Consider the following 20,366-nt stretch of genomic DNA (forward strand, 5'->3'; position numbering starts at 1 on the left):
TTCAGGCAGCGTGGCCGCTGGGGGCGATCCGGTGTTGCGGGTTGTTCATGAATGCCTTGTAAATGTCGTAGCCTGTACGATTGTCGAGGATGTATTGCTCAAGCAGGGTGGTGACCCATTGTGGGCTTTGCACCGGCATGAAATGGCCCGAGGCAATGTGCAGTGCTTCGATATGGCTGGCCAGTCCTGCCAGGCGATCGATCTCCGAGGGTGGACGCAGGCCGTCATATTCACCGGCGACCAGCAAGGTACGGGCAGGCAAATGCGGCAGGTCGTCGTCGAGTTCCATGCGCGCCAGCATCGAGAAGATTGCGGCGAAGCTATGTGGATCGGCGCTCAGCCAACGATGGCTGAAACTTTCGAATGCTTGCGGGTCAGTGCGCAACGGCGCGGGCCAGGTTTTTTCCAGGAGCTGCGGGATCAACTCGCGCAAACCCTCATGACGAATCGCCGCGGCCCGCTCCAATGTGGCTTGTCGTGCGTGGGGGGCTACGCCACAGGCGGGCGACAGGCCAATCAGATGGCTGACCCGCTGCGGATAACAAGCGGCAAAACGAATGGCGATCGCCGCCCCGACTGCGACACCGGCCAATGCGACCGGACCATCGATGTGCAGTGCCGCCAGCAGTGCGTAGAGGTCATTGACCTGCTCGTCGATATCGGTTTCGCCGACGATTTTCTCCGACAGCCCCGAACCGCGAACGTCATGGCGTAATGTCTGGAACCGGTCATTAAGGTTTGTGCAGATGTTGTCCCAGCTCTCCAGCGTGCCACCCATTTCGTGAATCAATACCAGCGTGGGACCGTTCCTGGGGCTTAGTTCGTAGCGCAGGACGTTACCGTTTACTTTGATCCAATTCATGACGAGGCCTCTTCAGATGCACTCGAACAAAGCGGCCATGCCCTGGCCACCGCCGATGCACATGGTTTCCAGGCCATAACGAACATCGCGACGACGCATCTCATGGAGCAGGGTGGTCATGATGCGCACGCCAGTGGCACCAATGGGGTGTCCGAGCGAGATGCCCGAACCGTTGACGTTGACCCGATCGATGTCTTGCAGATCCCAGGCACGCAGCACGGCCAGCGCCTGGGCGGCGAATGCTTCGTTGACCTCAATCAGATCCATGTCGGCCAGGCTTAACTTCGTGCGCGCAAGCAGTTTGGCGACAGCGGGCACCGGGCCGATACCCATGCGCGCCGGGTCGCAACCGGCCGCTGACCAGTCGACCAGTCGGGCAATGGGTTGCAGATTGTAGCGAGCAGCGTATTCGCGTGAGACCACCAGACAGCCAGCCGCAGCGTCGTTTTGCTGGCTGGAATTACCCGCAGTGCAGACCCCCTCTGGCAGAAGGGTGCGCAAGCTGGCCATACTTTCCAGGCTGGCGTCGGCCCGAATGCCTTCATCCATTTCAACCCGTTCGTTGGCACCACGTTTGCGTGGAACGTCCAGCGCAATCACTTCATCGGCAAAGCGGCCTTCGGACCACGCTCGAGCGGCATTCTGGTGACTGCGCACGGCGAAGCGATCCGCGTCTTCGCGGCTGATGCGGTAGTCGCCGGCCAGATTCTCGGCCGTTTCCGGCATGCCCGAGATACGCCCGAAGCGGGATTCGGGCTGCGAGCGCTCGCGGCCACGTTCCAGCCGGTCGTGCATTTTCACACTGCCGGCACGAGCGCCCCAACGCATATCGTTGGTGTAGTACTCGATATTGCTCATGCTTTCCACGCCGACCACCATCACTGCTTCTGCATGTCCTGTTTGTATATGCATCGCGGCGTCGGCGATAGCCTGCAAGCCCGAACCACACCGACGGTCCAGGGTGTAACCCGGCACTGACAAGGGCAAGTCGGCAAGGAGGGCAGCGTAGCGGCCCATACAAGGAGCTTCGCTGTTTGAGTAGGACTGGGAAACGATGACTTCGTCCAGCGAATCCGGGGCGATATCCAGGCGGCTCATCAGGGTGCGAATTACAGTAGCCGCCAAATGATCGGCGCTCAGTGACGACAGGGCACCACCGAATTTACCGATAGGTGTTCTCAGGGGCGAGACGATCAAAGCGTCTTTCATAACGCGGGTACCTTTTTATTGTAAGCGTGTGCAAAGCGATGAACCCAGCATGGCGTCGCTTGGCCTGCCCGACAATTTCGTTTAGCGAAAGGCCGCCTTCCGTGCTGCTTAACGATGATTGCGCAGCGGTCATGTTTTCCTCAGTGCAAGTGTCGCTTAAGCAAATCCCAATACCCAACACGCTGCGCGCTGCCCATGCTGGCACTGCTCCAGGCGCCTGACGCCCCGAAGCCCTAATAAGAAAATAATTATCGGGAATCCCCACATGCAAAAGCTTCCCCTGGCGCGCGCTTGCGCGCTTTCCTGTATTGCGCCCATCGTGGCACTTCCTTGCATAGCCAAGGCTGATTTCCTCGGTGACAGCAGCGTTACGCTCGATATGCGCAACTTCTATTTCAGCCGTGATTTTCGCCAGGACAATGCGCCCCAATCCAAGCGCGAGGAATGGGCGCAGGGCTTTATGTTCAATGCCAAGTCCGGATACACCGAAGGGCCGATAGGCTTTGGCGTGGACCTGTACGCGGCCTTGGGGGTGAAGCTTGATTCATCCGACGCCCGTGCAGGCACCGGATTATTGCCCAATGCGTTCGGGAACTCCGGGCCGGACGAGTACAGTGACTTGTCGGGGGTATTCAAGACCAAGGTGTCGAAAACCGAGTTCAAGGTCGGGGGCTTCATGCCCAAGTCTCCCGTGCTGCTGTCCAGCGATGCACGGCTATTACCGCCCATCTTCAACGGCGCGACCCTGGTGTCCAGGGACATCGACAATGTGTTGATCGACGCGGGGCAATTTCGCAGTGTCAACTATCGCAACTCCAGTGGTAATCACGATGACTTCCTGACTGGCAATTATTCGGCCAGTAGCGACCGTTTTGACTACGCCAGTGCGGCTTACACCATCAGCCCGCAATTGACCGCTGCGTTTTGGCGGGCGGAGCTTAAGGATGTTTACCAGCAGAACTACTACAACTTGTTGGCAACTCACAAACTGGGAAGCTGGACCCTGGGCGGCAATTTTGGTTATTTCGACTCTTCGCAGGTCGGCGCGCAGCGTGCAGGCAAAATCGACAACGGTCTGACCTCCGTACTGCTATCGGCCAATCTGGGGGCACATACATGGCGGGTTGGCTATCAGGACAACAGCGGCAGTTCGCCATTTCCCTATTTGCAGGATGCCGATCCCAACGTTGCCAACGTGGTGCAGATCCTGGATTTCACCCGTGCTCAGGAACGTTCCTGGCAAGTACGTTATGACGTGAACATGGCAGGGTATGGCATACCCGGCCTGACATTCCTGGCGCGCTATCTGCACGGTGACGGGTTCGAAGTGGCCGGTAGCAATGCCAAGGAGTGGGAGCGCAACCTGGACGTGAGTTATGTCGTGCAGAGCGGGCCCTTGAAAAACTTCGGTGTGCGTTGGCGCAACGCGATGGTGCGTTCCGATGCGGCGGGGGAGTTGGACGAAAATCGGTTGATTCTGTCCTACACCATTGCTTTCAAATGATCGAGCCGACATTACTGAGTGAATAAAAAACGGACCACTGACGATCCAGTGGTCCGTTAAGGTGAAATCAGGGTCAGGCGTTATTCGAAGCAGCCAGAATCTTGCGAGCGCGCGCTATCACTGGAGCATCGATCATTTGCCCTTCCAATTGGAAAGCCCCGGTATGTTCAGCATTTGACTGTAGTACACGACGTGCCCAGTCCAGTTCGGCCTGATCCGACACCAACGCCTGATGCACGACCTCGACTTGACTCGGATGGATACACATCATGCCGGTCAGGCCCATGGTTTGCCCGCTGGCAATAAATTGCTTGAGACCATCGGTATCGCCGATGTCGGCAAAGACGGTTTCCAAAGGGCTGGCCAAGCCAGCCTGACGGCTGTGTAACAGCAACGCGAAACGCACCTGGTCGAGCATGCGTTCTGCGCCGCAGGTACCGGTGACGAGCCCCAGATCCAGGCTCATGTCCAGCCCGCCGTAGGTCAGCCGCTGCACACCATGTACCCCTGCGATCCTTGGCAACTCCTGTAAGCCTTTTGCGCTTTCGATAATAGGGATGACCGGTTTGCCGGTGGTGGCGACGCGGGCTATCTGTTCAGGGCTTTCTGCCTTGGGCAGCATAACCGCGCTGACACCGGGTTCGGCCGTACAGAACGCCAGATCTGCAGCGTGCTGTGCATGTTCGGCCATATTGATCCGCACCCAGACATTGATGCCTGGCTCGGCGTGCAGGAAGTCACTCAGATGTAGCCGAGCCCGGGCCTTATCCGATTCCTGAACGGCGTCCTCCAGGTCGACGATGACCACGTCGGCACCGCTGGCCACTGCCTTTGCAAATCGTTCAGGTCGATTTCCCGGCACGAACAGCGCCGTGCGTATTGGATTTTTGTCCATTACGGTTCCTTAGAAGCTGCGTGGCAGCTGAAGCAGATGCTCGGCGACGTAGGACAGGATCAGGTTGGTGGAAATCGGCGCGACCTGATAAAGACGCGTCTCGCGGAATTTGCGTTCGACGTCGTATTCGCAGGCGAAACCGAAACCGCCGTGGGTTTGCAGGCAGGCATTGGCTGCTTCCCAGGACGCCTTGGCCGCCAGGTATTTGGCCATGTTGGCACTGGCCCCGGCGTTCTTGCCGTTGTCGTATTCCTCGCAGGCACGCCAGCGCATCAGGTCGGCCGCCTCAATCTCGATATGGGCCTCGGCAATCGGGAACTGCACGCCCTGGTTTTGTCCGATCGGGCGGCCAAACACCACGCGGTCGCGGGCATATGCGCTGGCTTTTTCGATAAACCAACGACCGTCACCGATGCATTCGGCGGCAATCAGCGTACGCTCGGCGTTCAACCCATCGAGGATGTAGCGAAAGCCCTTGCCCTCTTCGCCGATCAGGCTGTCCAGGGGCAGCTCCAGGTTGTCGAAAAACAGCTCGTTGGTCTCATGATTGACCATGTTGGCGATCGGTTGCACGGTCAGGCCATTGCCGATGGCTTCGCGCAGGTCGACCAGGAAGATCGACATACCTTCGGACTTCTTCTTCACCTCGTCCAACGGCGTGGTACGCGCCAGCAGGATCATCAGGTCGGAATGCTGTACCCGCGAGATCCACACCTTCTGGCCGTTGATCACGTACTTGTCGCCGCGCTTGATGGCGGTGGTCTTGATTTTGGTAGTGTCGGTGCCAGTGGTGGGCTCGGTCACCGCCATCGATTGCAGGCGCAATTCCCCGCTGGCCAGTTTCGGCAGGTAATAGCTTTTCTGCGCCTCACTGCCGTGACGCTGCAGTGTGAACATGTTGTACATCTGCCCGTGCACCGTGCCGGAGTTACCGCCGCAGCGGTTCACTTCCTCAAGGATCACCGAGGCTTCGGCCAGGCCCAGGCCCGAGCCGCCGTACTCGGCGGGGATCATCGCCGATAGCCAGCCGGCGTCGGTCAGGGCCTTGACGAAGGCTTCCGGGAAGCCTTTTTCTTCATCAATTTTGCGCCAGTAGGCAGCGTCGAATTCGGCGCACAGGGCGCGTACGCCTTCGCGGATGGCATTGAGATCTTCGTTGTTATTGGGGTTCATCTTAAGTCCTTGGAAGTGAGGAAAAACTCAGTCAAATTCGACCTTTGCAAGTTGGCTGATACCGGTCTCATCGCCTGCCCACAGCTCGGCGAAACCGTGTTGGGTATGGTGTCCACCCACTTTGAAAGTCGAGGGCGCTATCAGCGGCCGGATGCCGCGAAAGGAAAACTGCCGAACGCGTGCTAATGGGTTTGCCCGCACGAAAGCGGCCAGGTTCAGGGTAGCGGTCAGCGGACCATGGACCACCAGACCGGGATAACCCTCGGTCTGGGTGACATAAGGCCAATCGAAATGGATACGGTGGGCATTGAAGGTGACGGCTGAGTACCGGAACAGCAGCAGCGGGTCGGGGCTGATATTTTCGCTCCACTGCGATTCGGGAAGTGGCTCTCCGGCGCTGAGCTTGGGTGGGTTCGGTTCACGATAAACAATGTCCTGCTCTTCGCTCACGCACAGCTGCTGGTCTTGCCAATAGTTATGGGCGAGCGTGACGAACAAGAGCGATCCGGTGCGGCCCTTTTTTTCCTCGATATGTTTGATCGTGGTGTGACGGCGGGCGCTGGCACCGACACGCAGTGGATGGATGAATTCAACCCGGCTGCCGGCCCACATGCGGTTACGTCCATGCGCAGGCGGCATGAACTCACCCAGCGTAGGGTGCCCGTCAGGACCAAGCTCGCGTTGTTCTGCACAGTCATCAAAAAAACACCAGTGCCACAGCCAAGGTAACTCTTGGCCCTCAGCGGGCGCAGGGGCATTGAACATCGCTGCGATACGCCGCACCAAAGGGAGGTTGAACTGGTCATTGCGCACCTGTGTTCGGCCCACCCAGTTCCCCGGTTCGAAATCTTGCATGCTGTGTTTCCCCTATTGGCTGCGCTTGCAAACAGGATGAAGGGTGGTGCGCAGGCGGGGAATTTGCTTTTGCGTAAGTCGGTGTGAAGCTTTGCCTAAGGCAAGGCCGGCAGGGTGTAACGCTGCCTTCCAATTTTTGAAATGGCGGCCAATGGCGCTGCCGATCATGCTGTTACCAGACTTCGTGGGAGCAGGCGGCTATAAACAAATTTCTGGCTACACGTCGACAAGCGCTTTCGCTGTTTGCAAGCAAGGGCTACACCAATGTCGGGATGCGCGAACTGGCCTCGGCCCTGGGGATCAACTGCGGTTCGATCTACAACCACATCGAGAGCAAGGAAGCGTTGCTCTACGAGTTGTTTGAAGAGCTATTGGGGTTACTACAAAGCAATGCCATGCAGATACAGCGCCGCGTCGAGGCGCCCAAACGGCTTCGTAAAATCATTGAAATGCACTTGAATCTGCAGGACCGCATGCCGTGCCATTTTCAGCTGCTGGAACGTGAGTGGCGTCATTTAAGTGAGCCTTGGCTTAGTCATGCCGATGCCCATCGTGCTCGGTATGAACAAATCATCGCCGCAGCCGTTAGCCCTTCAGCGTGCAGCCAAGCCTGCACGAAAAGCATCGTCACTCTCCTCAATCAAGTCCCCGCTTGGCTGCCAGCGTTAAGGCTCACGATGAGAGCCCGCTTGGACCTGATCCACTCCATGGTCGAACTGATGATTGCCCAGGCGCGTAGCGATGCGACAGCTCAGCCCGCGGGTCAAGCCGCCACTTAGGGCTTCTTAGCGAAAGCAAAAGATGGGCTTTCAATAACGTAAATGGGCACATCAACAAGGCTGGTTCATGCTCGAGCCGTAGAAGCACCCCCATAACAATAAGGATCGGCCAATGTTCTCCTGGTATAAAAGCGGTACTCCGCGTGAGAAAAAAACCTTCTGGGCCTGCTACGCCGGCTGGGCCCTGGATTCCTACGACATGCAGATGTTCAGCTTCCTGCTGCCCACGCTGATCGGAATATGGGGGCTGACCAAAGGCGAGGCGGGCATTGTTGGGACATCGGCTTTACTGTCGGCGGCCCTGGGCGGATGGATTGCAGGCATTCTGAGCGACCGCTTCGGGCGGGTACGCATCCTGATCTTTACTGTTTGCTGGTTTACCTTCTTTGGCGTAGTTGCAGGGTTTGCTCAAAACTTTGAGCAATTGCTGGTCGCCCGTACTTTTCAGGGCTTGGGGTTCGGCGGCGAATGGGCTATTGGTGTAGCGTTGATGGCCGAGGTCATCAACCCGAAAAATCGTGGCAGGGCATTGGGCTTCGTGCAGTCCGGTTTTGCCTTGGGATGGGCCGGTGCCGTGCTGGTCGTCACCGGGATTCTGGCGTATTTCCCCGCTGAGTACGCATGGCGCTTGGCTTTCTGGGTTGGTGTGATTCCAGCGCTGATAGTGATTTTTATTCGGCGTAACGTCAAAGATTCGGATGCGTTCAAAAAATCGCAAAAGCTAGACACGGATAAAGCATCGATTGGAACCGTGTTTTCCACCAAGTACATCAAGGTCAGCATGCTGGCGAGCATGCTAGTCATCGGATTGCAGGCGGGCTGCTACGTGATCCTGGTTTGGACGCCTGCGATGATGGCCGAGCGTGGGGTTGTGCACGGATCGCTTATCCTAACGATTCTGATCATGGCGCTAGGCAGTCTCTGCGGGTTCGCCACCACTGCCTACATGGCTGACCGCCTAGGCCGTCGCCCGACGCTGATGACCCTGTCGTTGGCTTCCTGGGTTGTCACCGTCGCCTATATGTTCGTACCGCTCAACCCTCTGGTAGCGCACGTCATGGGCTTTTTAGTCGGTGCGTTGGCGATCGGTATGTTTGCAGCGTTGGGTCCCTTCCTGAGCGAGTTGTTCCCGACTCAGGTTCGCACCACTTGCATGGGGTTTTCGTACACGTAGGTAAATCGGTGGGTGCAATGGCTGTCACGGGAGTTGGGCTACTCGCGGCTAAATTCGGTCTGTCCCAGTCGGTTGGTGCGTTTTGCCTTGTCGCTTACGCTATCGCGGTCCTGGCCTTGCTGCTACTACCTGAAACCAAGGGCATTCGTCTTGATGAAGTTGAAACAGCAGAGACCGAAGCCAATCCATTACCGCAACCGTTGCCTTTGCAGCGCACTTGAAGGAGTTTTTAAATGATTAGAATTGTCTACTTGCTGGTTAAACCACACACCATGAGCGATGTGGTTTTTAAGCAAGAGTGCGTGCGCCACTTCGAGATGAGCGATGGCATCCCAGGGTTGCACAAATATGAGGTCCGGCTTGTAGCGGACAATCCAAGCGATACTCATGTGCCCTACTTGGAAGTAGGGCCAGTGCACGCAATTGGTGAGTGCTGGTTTATAGATTCGGCTGATTATGCGGTTTATATGGAGTCCGATAAACGAAAGGCGTGGTTTGAGCATGGAAAAACCTTTATAGGTGGTCTTAAGCCATTTATAACCAGTGATATAGTACGGGCGTGACTCGGAGCCTATTACCTTTTTGGTCCAAGCTATTTAAACGGCTTGGATATTTCAAGCAGTGGCCATCGCGAAATGGTTGGTTTCTCATCTATCTGTGTTTAGATATGTCTTGGCTCTTCAGCTGACATTCCTGACGAAAATCTCAAATAGATCTGCGTACCGAAAACAATACTCACTAATAATTCCGGAGGCAATCATGAAACTTTCCAGTCATTCGGAAGTATTTGACGACGTAATACATACCGAGCACGAAGCAGCAAGGGTCTATCGAAAGATCGCTATGCGAATAGTGCCCTTGCTATTGATTTGCTACATTGTTAGCTATTTGGATCGCGTTAATCTAAGTTTTGCAAAACTTCACTTTTTACCCGATCTTGGCTTAAGCGAAGCTGTTTACGGTATTGCCGCCGCTTTGTTTTACGTCACGTATGTGCTGTTCGAAGTCCCCAGCAACTTGTACATGCAACGGGTTGGGGTAAGAGCGACGCTCGTTAGGATAATGCTGATTTGGGGAACGGTAACGATGGCCATGAGCCTCATTACCACGCCAAATCAGCTGTATATAGCACGGCTTGTTCTTGGCGCTGCTGAGGCAGGGTTTTTCCCCTGCGTTATCCTTTATTTATCATTTTGGTTTCCGTCAGCCTACCGCGCCCGCATAACGTCCCTGTTTATCATGGGTATCCCGATTTCCGGAATGATCGGTGGGCCGCTTGCCGGCTGGATCATGCATGATCTGGCTGGGAACCATGGAATGAAGGGCTGGCAATTACTATTCCTCTATGAAGGCTTGCCGCCCATTCTTTTAGGCTTGTTCGCATTCTTCTATTTAAATGACAGGGTCGGCGATGCTAAATGGCTGAGCAATAGAGAAAAAGCAATTGTGCTGGGCAATCTACGCGCCGAACAACGGATGAAGGAAACATTCACGCAGTCCCAAAAAATCCCTATGCTCAAAGATTTTAGAGTGTACGCCGCCATTCTTGCTTACTTTGCCATTTGCTGCGGCACAGGTGCGATGAGCTTTTGGATGCCCACGTTAATAAAAGGCTTGGATATTTCAGATATCCGCATAATCGGCTGGTTATCAGCAATACCGTATCTGACGGCGACTGTGGGGCTTTGGATTATCGGAAGGCATTCAGATCGGACAGGGGAGCGCCGCTGGCATGTAGCCTGTTGCCTGATCGCATCGGCTATTGGCTTTGCATTGTTAGGAAGTGCAAACGGTAATGCACCACTGACGATTTCGTTGTTGGCATTGGCCGCCACTGGATTATATGGAGCCGTTTCTGTTTTCTGGTCTATTCCTACTGCTTACTTCTCTAAAACATCTGCTGCTGGCGGTATCGCATTGGTGAGTAGCATGGGATGTATCGGCGGATTTGCGAGCACGGTATTTATTGGCTGGATCAAAGGTTTGACAGGAAGCGTGGGGATGGCGATGGGGGCGGTCGGGGTCATTATGGTGATTGGCGCGCTGGTTCTGCTGATCGCTTATCCAGCGTCATTGCTGCGAGAAAAATCTCAAGCACGTTAGGTGCGTGGTGGTCTGGACTTGCGCGTAGCTTCATCACTGGACATGCGCATCGAGTGCGTTGTCTCGGGGCGCTGGAATGGGCTTAAAATAGCGAATCAGGACATGCCAAGGCCTAGAATCTAGAAAAATGCAGACAGGAGAGGATTCGTTCTGTCTTGCAGGATCTCGGGAGATGGTGGGTGTTGATTAATTTGGGTTCACATTTCGTGGACACAATTACCCTTATCGCCCTTAGCGTGCTGTTCAGGTAGGTGACTTGGCCAAGCCGCTTACGTTGCGCGACCTGCAATTGCCGGACGAGTTGTTGCCAGGCGACTGGGAAGGACGCGCTGTCCGGCAGTTAAGCCGCAATATTTATCGGTTGATCTACGCCAAGGCTGAAGAATGGCTGAGTGTAGTGCACTGGAGAGCGCCGATGGGCCGTTGCCAGGTGTTGGCGAAAATATCTATCGACGCTTTGGTAGGCTTAAATAACCCATCGTTATTCACGAGAGACTTTGGATTGGCGTAAAAAATTGAGGTCTGCACAGGGCTGAAACCGATGTGCATCCCGCGCTGTAGCTATCGATGGCTCGACTGCTTGGTCCGGTGCTCTTATAGCAGCTCCAGGCCGAGTTCGGTCTTGTGGGGGGGGCTACTGGCACCCGTGAACTAAATCTTGAATTATGCGCACCAGATAAGAAATCCACTTTTCAATTATCAGATTTTCGTTCATTGAGTTCGGAGAGCTGCAGCGGCGTGCCTGACCACGCCCGTGTATGCGATCACGCAGAAGCCCGACGTGCTGTTTATCGTTGCCGACGACCTGGGTTATTCCGATCCGGGTGCGATCGGTGGGGACATCGACATACCCAGCCTCAAGGAGCTGATCAAGCACAGTACCCAACTTGAATCTCTGTATGTGGCGCCAACGTGTTCACCTATCTCAGTCGGAAATCAAGAGATGAGGGCGCATTGGCTGGCTATCGGTGGCACTCGGTAGCGCAGTATGGAATAATTTTTCCTGTAGCTGTTGACAGACCTACCGAACAAGTCCAGAATTGCGTCCATTCCTGAGGTAGGAAAGCGGAAAACCCTTTGTTAATCAAGTGGTTAGAGGCTAGGTTACAGTCTCGTTTCCCGCTCCAAAATTTGATCCACAGATGTCCACTGGACGCTGGGGTCCACGAAATAGACGCTTAGGCGTCTTTTTTCGTTTCTGCGGAAAACCACTGGGAACCAGGGTAATCCGGTACGAACAAGGACAGGATTAAGTACAACAGACGGGCCCGTTCGAGTCCGTATTGTAACTCGCTCCCTCGGGCCTCCAGACGAGCATCGGGTGTTGGCTCTCCAACAGGAGCTCGCCATGCCTCTCTTAGAATTCACCACTCGGCATGCTCGAACTATTGGTAAAAACTACACCCTCGGCGACTTCGACGGTCTATCCCTCTGGGTGACCAAAGCGGGCGGTAAGCTGTGGCTGTTCCGCTACTATTGGGAAGGGCGCCAGCAACGCATGTCCTTTGGGGCGTATCCTGACGTTAGCCTGAAACACGCACGTGAGCGTCGTGACGAAGCGCGCGAGCTATTGGCCGAAAATATCAACCCTTGCGCGCACCGAAAGCAGGCGCGCCAAGAAGCTGAAGCCGAAGTAAAGTGGGGCAATTTTAGATCGGCACTTGGGTCAACGATTTACTGATCATTGCGATCCGACGATCCAAGCGGTTTGCTTACCAAAAAATCAGCTAAGTCCTCAGCAGTTTCCTCCGCCAATAAGCCGACAATGACTGTAATGCCTGCATCGCGCAGCATCCTTATGCCTGCTCCCGAGTTTCTCGGATCGGGATCAAGCAACCCAACAAACACTGTCTCGACTCCGCTGTTTATCAGTGCCAGAGCACATGACGGCGTTCGACCATGAAAGGAGCATGGCTCAAGCGTGACAAAAGCAGTCACTGCGGAGCATTCATTCGTTAATCGGCTTAACGCCATCGCTTCCGCGTGATGGAACCCCGGTGCCTGCGTATAGCCTTGGCTAATCACCATGTTGTCCTGTACCAGTACGCAACCTACTGGCGGGTTTGGAAGGCATTCAGGTAAGGCTAAACGCCCTTGGGCAAGAGCAAGCTGCATGAAATCGGTATTGGAGAGAGTGTTAGGCATATTTGATTAGATCTCATCCTAGTTAACCAACGCTCTTGCCTCAGCTTGAGTCAAACCCTCAAAAACCCCGACATCCCGTTCTCGGAAACACGCCATTATCTCGACTGAGAGCTTCAGCCTGCTGCCGCCCCAGCTCGATCAGCCCTGGATCAAGCGAACCGAGGTAGCGCTGTTCGGCATTGGCCCAGGTTTCCCCGTGCCGTATGAGGTATAAATACATGAGATCCATCTCAGCGTTAAACGTGGGAACTGTATCAACTCCAAACCGCTTGGGGCTGTTTTGACGAGTCTGGTACGGAGCGCTTAAAACTGAACAGCAAGCTCTACTCAATGCCTGTTAAATACGCTTGCCCAGCAGCCAGTACCGTCGCTGCCCGACGACGCTCGGTGAACGAACTGGTTTTATCTTTCGTCCTTGATAGCCACTAGGCAGGTGTGGAAACCTCGTTTTACGTACACGTTTTATCCTGAAAATTGGCCGCTTTAGCGTTTGGACCAGCCGCCCGGGAATCAGCTGTTTGGCGACATCCCGCTATGCTGGATTTAGTCCTACCGGAATGACCGGCGATTCCGGCTTTTCGCTGACCTGGGGCTTTTTCGTGGACCGGTATCAACACGCCCATCTGAAATCGTGAAAAGCCATCGCCTCCGGTGGCGCTGCCACTAAAGCTTCAATCCGGCGCCTTGTCGCTTGTAACGAGGCTGCGTAGCTTACCCCCAGGCCCAAAGCATCGATGATGGGGAAGATATCTTCAAGGCCGCAGTCGAGGATCAAGGTGGCTTCGCAATTGCTCGACAAGTTCGGTATTGGGCAGTTCAGTGGTAAGCGATCGCGGGGTAGGTCGATCAGCAGCCAACTGCGGTATTTGAAGCGCGCGCTCACGTCCTTGAGCAGATCGTTCCATTCCATGACACGGCCTCATCGACTGGCAATCAACACGGGAATCGCGTTGTTGAGGGAGAACGCCACCAGAAATACAGCCAATCCCACATCGATCTGGCGGGTGTATTTGAGAAACAGCGCCTTGATCGGGCCTTGGCCGAAGAGCAGCGAGACCAGGGAGTACCAGATGACTTCCAAGGTAGAGCACAACATTACCACCAGTACCTTTTCGAGGTCGGTACGTGGCGAAGAAAGAAAGCCGGCGTAGATGCTGATCATGAAGGCGATGGTTTTCATGTTGCTGATGTTAGTGATGACCCCCACGCGATACGCCTTGGCGAAGCTGGTGACGCCAGGTGTGGTGCTTTCGGCAGTACCGGTGTTTTTTGCCAGCACGCTTTTGATGATGCTGTAGGCGATGTACAGCAGGTACGCTGAACCACACAGGGTGGCGACCTTGGAAAAGGCCGGGTACTGATGCAGCAATGCCGCCAGGCCCAGCAAGGAAATGGTCGAGAAGAATACGCCTACGGTGCAGATCCCCAAGGTTGCACCAAGGCCGGTAGTGACCGACCCTAATGAAGAGAACCGGCTGACGATGATGAAATTCGGCCCGGGACTTATCACCGCCAGTATGTAAATCAATGCTGCTGTAAACATGTGACCTCCTTGTGTGAAGCAGCAGCCCGCGGGGCTGCTACCGGGGCTGATTCAGGCCAATGCGTGCGCCGGAGCCTCGACCTGCGCCAACTGTGCCTCCAGGGCCGAGAGAATGTGTTCCACCCGCAACGAAATCAGGCTGAATGAACCGGCGTCCCCCAGGCCATGGGAGCTTTCGCATAGACCGTTGAGGAACACCGTGGGCAGATCATCCAAAGAGGTCAGGCTGTAATCGCGATTCACCACGAGCGCGCCGTGCGCATCGGCGCGAAACCGACGGTGATAAGGCGCCAGTAACGGCGGATACAACTCGCCATTTTCCTTGGCGGCAATGTCCTTGAACCCGGTGGCAAGCACCAGTGCATCCAGCTCAAGGGTCGAGTGCGTGAGTTGATTGACCTCCTTGAGCGCCAACTGCACATGCCCTGAGGCATTAACCTGCGCCTGCTCGATGGCAATATTGTTGAGGATGTGGATGCGCTGCTTACCTTGCAACTTTTCCTCATGGATGCGCACGTACAGCGCATTGATCACATCTTCATCAGCCGAGCTGTAGTTGGTGCCTCGCAATTGCTTATCCACCCGCGCCTTGGCCTCTGGCGGCAGGTTGAAGTAGTAGTCGATGAACTCCGGGAAATACACCTTGTCGCTGAACGGGCTGGTGTCCTTGAGTCGGAAACTGAAGCTGCGGTGCAGCGAGTAGATTTCCTTGTCCGGAAACCTGGCGGTCAGGTCGAGCACAATCTCCACGGCGCTTTGGCTGGAGCCGACTACACCGATGCGCTGCACGTTCGATGGCAACCTATTGATGCGTTCAAGGTAGTGATTAAGGTGGAACACCTGCGGGCCGGACAGGCCGTCGAAAACCGCCGGGATATTCGCCGTGCGCCCGGTACCCAATACCAGGCTGCGCCCGTAAATGACCCGCTGATTGTTATAGGTGACCTTCCATACATGCTCGCCCTGTAACAGCAACGGCTCGACACGTTGGGCGAACGCCGAGGATTCGACACTGCCGAGAAAATGCCCGGCAACCCATTTGATGTATTGCGCATACTCGCGCCGTAGCGGGTATGTCAGCGGTAGGTTGAGGTAGTCGAACAGGCGGCCAGTTTCTTTCAGGTAATTGACGAAGCCATAGCGGCTGCGCGGGTTGCGCGGCGTGACCAGGTCCCGCAACGGGTTGTTCTGGATGTCCGAGCCGCTGAGCAGCATTTCATCCTGCCAGTCCGGCGTTGGCTTGGCGTCCAGAAAGCGATAGGTCAGCGCAGAAGCTGACTCTTCCAATCCTATAGCCAGCGCCAGGTTTGAGGGGCCGAAACCAATACCCACGATATCGAAAACAGTGTCTGACATGGAAAAGCTCCTATCCCTGGATTGGCTTCAATGGAAGATGGTAATAGTGGTACGCGGTGTTTTCGATAAACCCGAAGCGCGTGTATAAGTTGCGTGCCTTAGGGTTGTCGTCCGCGCCTTCAATAAATAACTGTTTGGCCCCGGTTGTCTGGGCGAACGCTTTTGCAGCATTCAATAACGCTAGGCCCACCCCCGTACTGCGTTTGGAGGCTTCGACATATAAGTCATTTAGTATCCACAGACGCTCCAGTGTGACACTTGAAAAGCTGGGGAAGAGTTGCGTAAACCCAATGACTTCATTGTTAACTTGCGCCACGATGATTATTGACTCGCCCAGAAAGAAGCGCTGTTGAATAAATGCCAGGGAGCGGGCCAAGTCGGGTGCTTCGCCATAGAACTCGCGGTATTTGTCCAGCAACGGCGCGATGGCCGCGGCGTCGTCTAGGGACGCGTGCCGGGTGATGATCGGATCGCTCATGGCGCGGTCACCTCGGCAAAGGCTTGCTTGAGTATGTGCAAGCCTTGGGTGATCTGCACGGGAGTGATCGTTAACGCCGGGAGGAACTTGAGTACCTGATTGTCGATGCCGGAGGTTTCAATGATGAGCCCGCCAGCATAGGCCTGCGCTGCAATTTTTTGCGCTAGGGCCGAGTCGTCAAACTCTATGCCCCTGAAGAACCCCCTCCCTTTGAGACGGTTAGGTGCCTTGGCGGCAAAGCCCAGGGATAACTCCTGCAACCCCTGATGCAACTGTTCTGCCTTGTCCCTGAGCACCTGGGTAAAACCCGCGTTGCTCCAGTAGTGATCGATCACCGCCTTGCCCGTGACGAATGCCAGGTTGTTGCCGCGAAATGTGCCGTTGTGCTCTCCCGGCTCCCAGACATCCAGATGGGGAGCCAACAAGACGAGGGACATGGGCAAGCCATAACCGCTGATCGATTTGGATAAGGTCACGATATCCGGGGTGACACCCAGTGCTTCGAAGCTGAAGAACTCGCCGGTGCGACCACAGCCGGCCTGGATATCGTCAATGATCAGCAGAACGTTATGCTCATGGGCGATGGCTTGCACGGCTCGTACCCAGGCGGCGGAAGCGCTGTTCACGCCGCCTTCGCCCTGCACCGTCTCTAGTACGATAGCCGCCGGTTTGTCGACCCCGCTGCCGCTGCGCAGCATGTTGGCCAGGTACAACGAGGTGTCCACACCGTCGCCGAAGTACCGGTCATAGGGCATGAACGTCACGTTGTTCAAACTGACGCCGGCCCCTGCGCGTTTACGCGGGTTGCTGGTCAGGGCGAGGCTGCCCAGGGACATGCCATGGAACGCGTTTGTGAACGCCACGACATTCTGGCGCCCGGTGTACTTGCGGGCCAGTTTGATGGCGGCCTCCACCGCGTTGGTGCCAGTGGGGCCGGGAAACTGCACTTTGTAGTGCAGGTTACGCGGTGCCAGGATCTGCTCTTCGAACGTTGTGAGGAAGGCTTTCTTGGCAGTGGTCTTGAAATCCAAGCCATGGGTGATGCCATTGTTACTGATGTAATCGAGCAGTGCTGCCTTCAAGACCGGGTTGTTATGCCCGTAGTTCAAGGCTCCTGCATCACTGAAAAAATCAATGAATACCTGGCCTTGCTCACTGGTCAAGGTTGAGCCTTCGGCGGTATGGAAGGTGGCGGTGAAGTCCCGGCAATAAGAGCGAACGTTAGATTCTTTAAGCTCGAATATATCCAGGGGCTGTGGCGCCGTAGGCGCAATTTTTGAAAACGAGTAATTCAGCGTAGCCGTCATGTCAGGTACCGTTTATCAATCCATGTCAATGGACTTACAACAGATATAGCGATTTCCCAGTGGCCATGTAGCGAATGCTGAGAAGACTTTAATCCCTTGAAGTCCGCGTGCAACTTTCATCCCGTGAAACATGACCCGCTCTGTTGGCCAGCAGGAACAATGACGTCTTTCGCTAATTAAACTAGCAGCAATTTAGGAATGAACCACTAATTATAAATTCATATGCTTATGACCCATTTTTGGATGGTCGCGATGATAGGCATGCCTGCCACCGCCGACACCTTAGGTCAATGAGGCGGATATGCCCTCACCAATATAAATACCCTGTCGGCGCCTGTCGCAGAGGGTGCAAATCGGTACAGTCACTGCGCTGCTGTCGCTTTCGCTTGAGCAGCGAGGTGCCGAGTCGGTAGAGGTCGGCGTGGTTGTGAAGTGGGGTTGATCCGTTTTTTCACTAGGACCGAGGAGCGTCAATCATGTAGCTCAACGTCATCCGACTCAGCGCCCGGATCCCCACTGCCAGGCTCGGGTCATCCACCTGGAAGCCCGGCGAATGGGTAGGCCACACGGTTTTGCCCTCCAGCGCGGGGGGTGTCACGCCCATACGCATGAAAACTCCCGGAACCTGGCGGGCGTATTCAGCGAAGTCATCGGCACCGTAGGTACCGTTGTCGATCCGCACCGGCGTGGTCGACACCTGTTGCAGCACCGGCATCAACTGGTCAACCAATGCAGTGTTGTTGTAGCCAGCGCGGTAATTCCCCGGCAGGTAGTCCACCTTGGTGGTGGCCCCCGAGGCTTCAGCGATGTGCTCGGCGGTGCGGGTCATGCGCTGCAACACGTCCTCACGCTGTTCATCGCTGACGGTGCGAATCGAACCTTCCAGGCGCACTTCGGCGGGGATGATGTTGTGGCGGTCACCGGCCTCGATACGCCCTACGGAAATCACCGGCGCCGGCAACAGGCTGAGGTTGGATTGGCGACTGGGAATGGTCTGCCAGGCCAGGATCACCTGGGCGGCGACGGGCACAGGGTCGATGCCGGTCCAGGGGAAGGCCGCATGGGTCTGGCGGCCGATGATGCGCGCGACAAAGGTGTCGGCCGCCGCCGTGGTGCGTTGCCGGCTGAGCGTGAAAGTCCCCGCCGTGCCCGCCGTTACGTGGATGCCGAAAATGACCGCTGGCGCTGGATTTTGCAGCGCGCCTTCCTTGATCATCAATTGCGCGCCACCTTGTTCGCCCAGCGGCGGCCCTTCCTCGGCCGGCTGGAAAATCAGCTTGAGCGTGCCCGGCAATTGCTCGCGATGGGCCGCCAAGACCTCGGCAACCCCCAGCGCCATCGCCATATGTGCATCATGACCACAGGCGTGCATCACGCCGACGTCCTTGCCTCTGCTGCGAAAGTCTGCGCCTTCATCTTTGCTGCGCACGGTCGACGCAAACGGCAGGCCGGTTTGCTCGGTGAGCGGCAGCGCGTCCAGTTCGGCGCGAATCGCGACCACCGGGCCAGGTTTGCCGCCACGCAAAATGCCGATGACACCGGTATGCGCGATGCCGGTCTGCACCTCTAGCCCCAGTTCCCGTAGGCGTTGGGCGATGCGCTCGGCGGTGTGGAACTCGCGATTGCCCAGCTCGGGTTGTTGGTGAATCGCGTGACGCAGCTCTATCACGCCGGGCAATGCCTGGCTGATCTGCGCGTCCAGGTCGTCCCAAGGCTCGGCGGCCGACACGGAACCGGACAGAAGCAGCAGGGAAATCGGTAGCTTCAACATATCCAGGGCTCAATAAGTAAACGCAATCGGCGGTGCTTTCGCGTTCAGCAAATAATCGCCAATTGCCTTGTACTTGTACGCCAGGGCGTCATGGGTGGTGTGGGTGCGTGCGTTACGCCAGTGACGGTCGAAGTTGTAGCGCGACTGGGTGGTGGCTGCGCCGCCGACTTCATACAGGCGTTCGCACACGAAGAGGGCGGCGCGGGTTGAGGCGATTTTGGCTTCGGCCACGGCAATCGAAGACTTGACCAAAATAGCTTCCAATTCCTCACCCTGCGCCAACCCCTGCAACTGCGTGCGCGCGGCCAGGTCGACCGCCCCGGCGGCTTTCTCCACCAGCGCTTCGGCGCCATGGATGCGCGCGGCCAGATCACCGAGGGTGTGCAGGATGTACGGGTCGTGGCGCGCCTGGTCCACGCCACTTTCGCGCACCGGTCGCGAGCCCGTGCGCGCCCACGCTACCGCGTCATCCAAGGCCGCCAGGCCGATGCCGACATCGAGGGCACAGTGGATCAATTGCGCACTGGCGCCGACATAGTTGCGGCGTTGATACCACTGCGCCAACGGGATCACTTGCCCAGGGCGCACCGGCACATTTTCCAGCAGGGTACTGCCGCTGGCGGTGACGCGCTGGCCCATGCCGTCCCAATCATCCAGCAGCGTAATGCCCGCAGTGTCGGCGGGCAGCATCACGTAGATCGCGTTGCCGGCCTCGTCCACGGCCTGGATCTTCAGCAGGTCGGCAAACAGGCAACCGGTGCTGTAGAACTTGCTGCCATTGAGCACCAGTTGATCGCCGCGACGCTCCAGGCGCGTGTGGATTTCACCGCGAAAGGTGCCGCTGCGTTCGGCAATCGCGCCAGATGACAACTGGCGCTCGGCAAAGGCACCGAGGTACTCACGCTGCTGTTCGGGGTTGGCGATCAGGCGCAGGTGCTCGACCGTGGCGAAATGCGGAAACAGCGCCTGGGCCACACTCGGATCGGCCTTGGCCAGGGTGATGAAAATCTGTGCCACCTGCAGTTGGCTGACGTCGCCGCCGCCCAGCTCAGTGGGGACCCGGGCGGCGCCCAGGCCGGATTCGCGGATCAGGTCGAGCTGCGCATAAGGCAGGATTCTGCCGGCGTCGCGGTCGGCGGCACCGGGTTGGATCTGCGCGGCGAGTTGGTGGGCGAGGGCAAGGTAATCGGTCATGGAAAGGTCCATCAAAGA

General features: G+C 56.5%; 20 protein-coding genes and 1 pseudogene. 7 read left to right on the plus strand and 14 right to left on the minus strand.

Annotation, left to right across the window (positions count from 1 at the left end):
* Position 1: 1 nt before the first annotated feature.
* The gene (locus ACODSV_RS01590; protein WP_489044610.1) at positions 2-862 is read right to left on the minus strand and encodes an alpha/beta fold hydrolase; all 861 of its coding nucleotides are present in this window, start codon (positions 860-862) and stop codon (positions 2-4) included.
* 12 nt (positions 863-874) lie between these two features.
* Complete coding sequence (locus ACODSV_RS01595; protein WP_489044612.1) at positions 875-2,071, minus strand: acetyl-CoA C-acetyltransferase; 1,197 nt, start codon at positions 2,069-2,071, stop codon at positions 875-877.
* Positions 2,072-2,336: 265 nt separating this feature from the next.
* On the opposite strand from ACODSV_RS01595, the gene ACODSV_RS01600 reads away from it, so the two are divergent.
* On the plus strand, positions 2,337-3,575 hold the full coding sequence (locus ACODSV_RS01600; protein WP_489044614.1) for an OprD family porin: 1,239 nt from the start codon (positions 2,337-2,339) through the stop codon (positions 3,573-3,575).
* Between the two features lie 73 nt (positions 3,576-3,648).
* Here the strand turns inward: ACODSV_RS01600 and ACODSV_RS01605 are convergent, their stop codons facing one another.
* From ACODSV_RS01605 to ACODSV_RS01615, 3 genes are read right to left on the minus strand one after another with little or no spacing between them, the layout of a single operon-like run.
* A complete protein-coding gene (locus ACODSV_RS01605; RefSeq protein WP_489044616.1) occupies positions 3,649-4,470 on the minus strand; it encodes an HpcH/HpaI aldolase/citrate lyase family protein in 822 nt (273 codons plus the stop codon).
* Positions 4,471-4,479: 9 nt separating this feature from the next.
* Complete coding sequence (locus tag ACODSV_RS01610; RefSeq protein WP_489044618.1) at positions 4,480-5,643, minus strand: acyl-CoA dehydrogenase family protein; 1,164 nt, start codon at positions 5,641-5,643, stop codon at positions 4,480-4,482.
* Between the two features lie 27 nt (positions 5,644-5,670).
* The gene (locus ACODSV_RS01615; protein WP_489044620.1) at positions 5,671-6,498 is read right to left on the minus strand and encodes an HTD2 family dehydratase; all 828 of its coding nucleotides are present in this window, start codon (positions 6,496-6,498) and stop codon (positions 5,671-5,673) included.
* Positions 6,499-6,737: 239 nt separating this feature from the next.
* Here ACODSV_RS01615 and ACODSV_RS01620 point away from each other — a divergent pair, with 239 nt between their 5' ends.
* From ACODSV_RS01620 to ACODSV_RS01645, 6 genes and pseudogenes are all read left to right on the plus strand, one after another.
* Positions 6,738-7,277 carry a TetR/AcrR family transcriptional regulator gene (locus ACODSV_RS01620; RefSeq protein WP_489044681.1) on the plus strand — a complete coding sequence of 180 codons (540 nt, stop codon included), beginning with the start codon at positions 6,738-6,740 and terminating at the stop codon, positions 7,275-7,277.
* Positions 7,278-7,389: 112 nt separating this feature from the next.
* Positions 7,390-8,451 (plus strand): MFS transporter, encoded by a 1,062-nt coding sequence (locus ACODSV_RS01625; RefSeq protein WP_489044622.1) that lies wholly within the window; start codon positions 7,390-7,392, stop codon positions 8,449-8,451.
* A 233-nt stretch (positions 8,452-8,684) separates the two neighbouring features.
* On the plus strand, positions 8,685-9,014 hold the full coding sequence (locus ACODSV_RS01630) for an EthD domain-containing protein (RefSeq protein ID WP_489044624.1): 330 nt from the start codon (positions 8,685-8,687) through the stop codon (positions 9,012-9,014).
* Between the two features lie 196 nt (positions 9,015-9,210).
* Complete coding sequence (locus ACODSV_RS01635) at positions 9,211-10,554, plus strand: MFS transporter (protein ID WP_489044626.1); 1,344 nt, start codon at positions 9,211-9,213, stop codon at positions 10,552-10,554.
* A gap of 262 nt (positions 10,555-10,816) precedes the next feature.
* Positions 10,817-11,028, plus strand: a pseudogene (locus ACODSV_RS01640) (PaaX family transcriptional regulator C-terminal domain-containing protein); the annotation flags it as partial.
* A gap of 874 nt (positions 11,029-11,902) precedes the next feature.
* Positions 11,903-12,235 (plus strand): Arm DNA-binding domain-containing protein, encoded by a 333-nt coding sequence (locus ACODSV_RS01645; RefSeq protein ID WP_052308644.1) that lies wholly within the window; start codon positions 11,903-11,905, stop codon positions 12,233-12,235.
* Here ACODSV_RS01645 and ACODSV_RS01650 read toward each other — a convergent pair.
* The 9 genes from ACODSV_RS01650 to ACODSV_RS01690 all read right to left on the minus strand — a co-directional run bounded on the left by ACODSV_RS01650 (position 12,229) and on the right by ACODSV_RS01690 (position 20,348).
* Positions 12,229-12,699: a bifunctional diaminohydroxyphosphoribosylaminopyrimidine deaminase/5-amino-6-(5-phosphoribosylamino)uracil reductase RibD gene (locus ACODSV_RS01650; protein ID WP_012723428.1), complete on the minus strand. Its 471-nt coding sequence runs from the start codon at positions 12,697-12,699 to the stop codon at positions 12,229-12,231. The two genes, ACODSV_RS01645 and ACODSV_RS01650, sit on opposite strands and share 7 nt — an antisense overlap.
* Positions 12,700-12,757: 58 nt before the next feature.
* Positions 12,758-12,928, minus strand: coding sequence for a histidine phosphatase family protein (locus tag ACODSV_RS01655; protein ID WP_317845851.1), 171 nt, complete (start codon positions 12,926-12,928; stop codon positions 12,758-12,760).
* 381 nt (positions 12,929-13,309) lie between these two features.
* Positions 13,310-13,609 (minus strand): hypothetical protein, encoded by a 300-nt coding sequence (locus ACODSV_RS01660; protein WP_043205140.1) that lies wholly within the window; start codon positions 13,607-13,609, stop codon positions 13,310-13,312.
* A gap of 9 nt (positions 13,610-13,618) precedes the next feature.
* Positions 13,619-14,242, minus strand: a complete 624-nt coding sequence (locus tag ACODSV_RS01665) for a LysE family translocator (RefSeq protein WP_012723429.1) — start codon at positions 14,240-14,242, stop codon at positions 13,619-13,621.
* Positions 14,243-14,293: 51 nt separating this feature from the next.
* Positions 14,294-15,598, minus strand: coding sequence for a SidA/IucD/PvdA family monooxygenase (locus ACODSV_RS01670; RefSeq protein ID WP_093545053.1), 1,305 nt, complete (start codon positions 15,596-15,598; stop codon positions 14,294-14,296).
* Positions 15,599-15,608: 10 nt separating this feature from the next.
* Positions 15,609-16,076: a GNAT family N-acetyltransferase gene (locus tag ACODSV_RS01675; protein ID WP_071495048.1), complete on the minus strand. Its 468-nt coding sequence runs from the start codon at positions 16,074-16,076 to the stop codon at positions 15,609-15,611.
* Positions 16,073-17,326, minus strand: coding sequence for a diaminobutyrate--2-oxoglutarate transaminase (gene ectB / locus ACODSV_RS01680; RefSeq protein WP_489044683.1), 1,254 nt, complete (start codon positions 17,324-17,326; stop codon positions 16,073-16,075). The genes ACODSV_RS01675 and ectB overlap by 4 nt, the downstream gene beginning before the upstream one ends.
* A 511-nt stretch (positions 17,327-17,837) precedes the next feature.
* Entirely contained in the window at positions 17,838-19,154 is a 1,317-nt protein-coding gene (locus tag ACODSV_RS01685; RefSeq protein WP_012723433.1) for an amidohydrolase, read from the minus strand.
* A 9-nt stretch (positions 19,155-19,163) separates the two neighbouring features.
* Positions 19,164-20,348 (minus strand): acyl-CoA dehydrogenase family protein, encoded by a 1,185-nt coding sequence (locus tag ACODSV_RS01690; protein ID WP_043205142.1) that lies wholly within the window; start codon positions 20,346-20,348, stop codon positions 19,164-19,166.
* Positions 20,349-20,366: the final 18 nt, after the last annotated feature.

Source organism: Pseudomonas sp. FG86 (assembly GCF_057808775.1).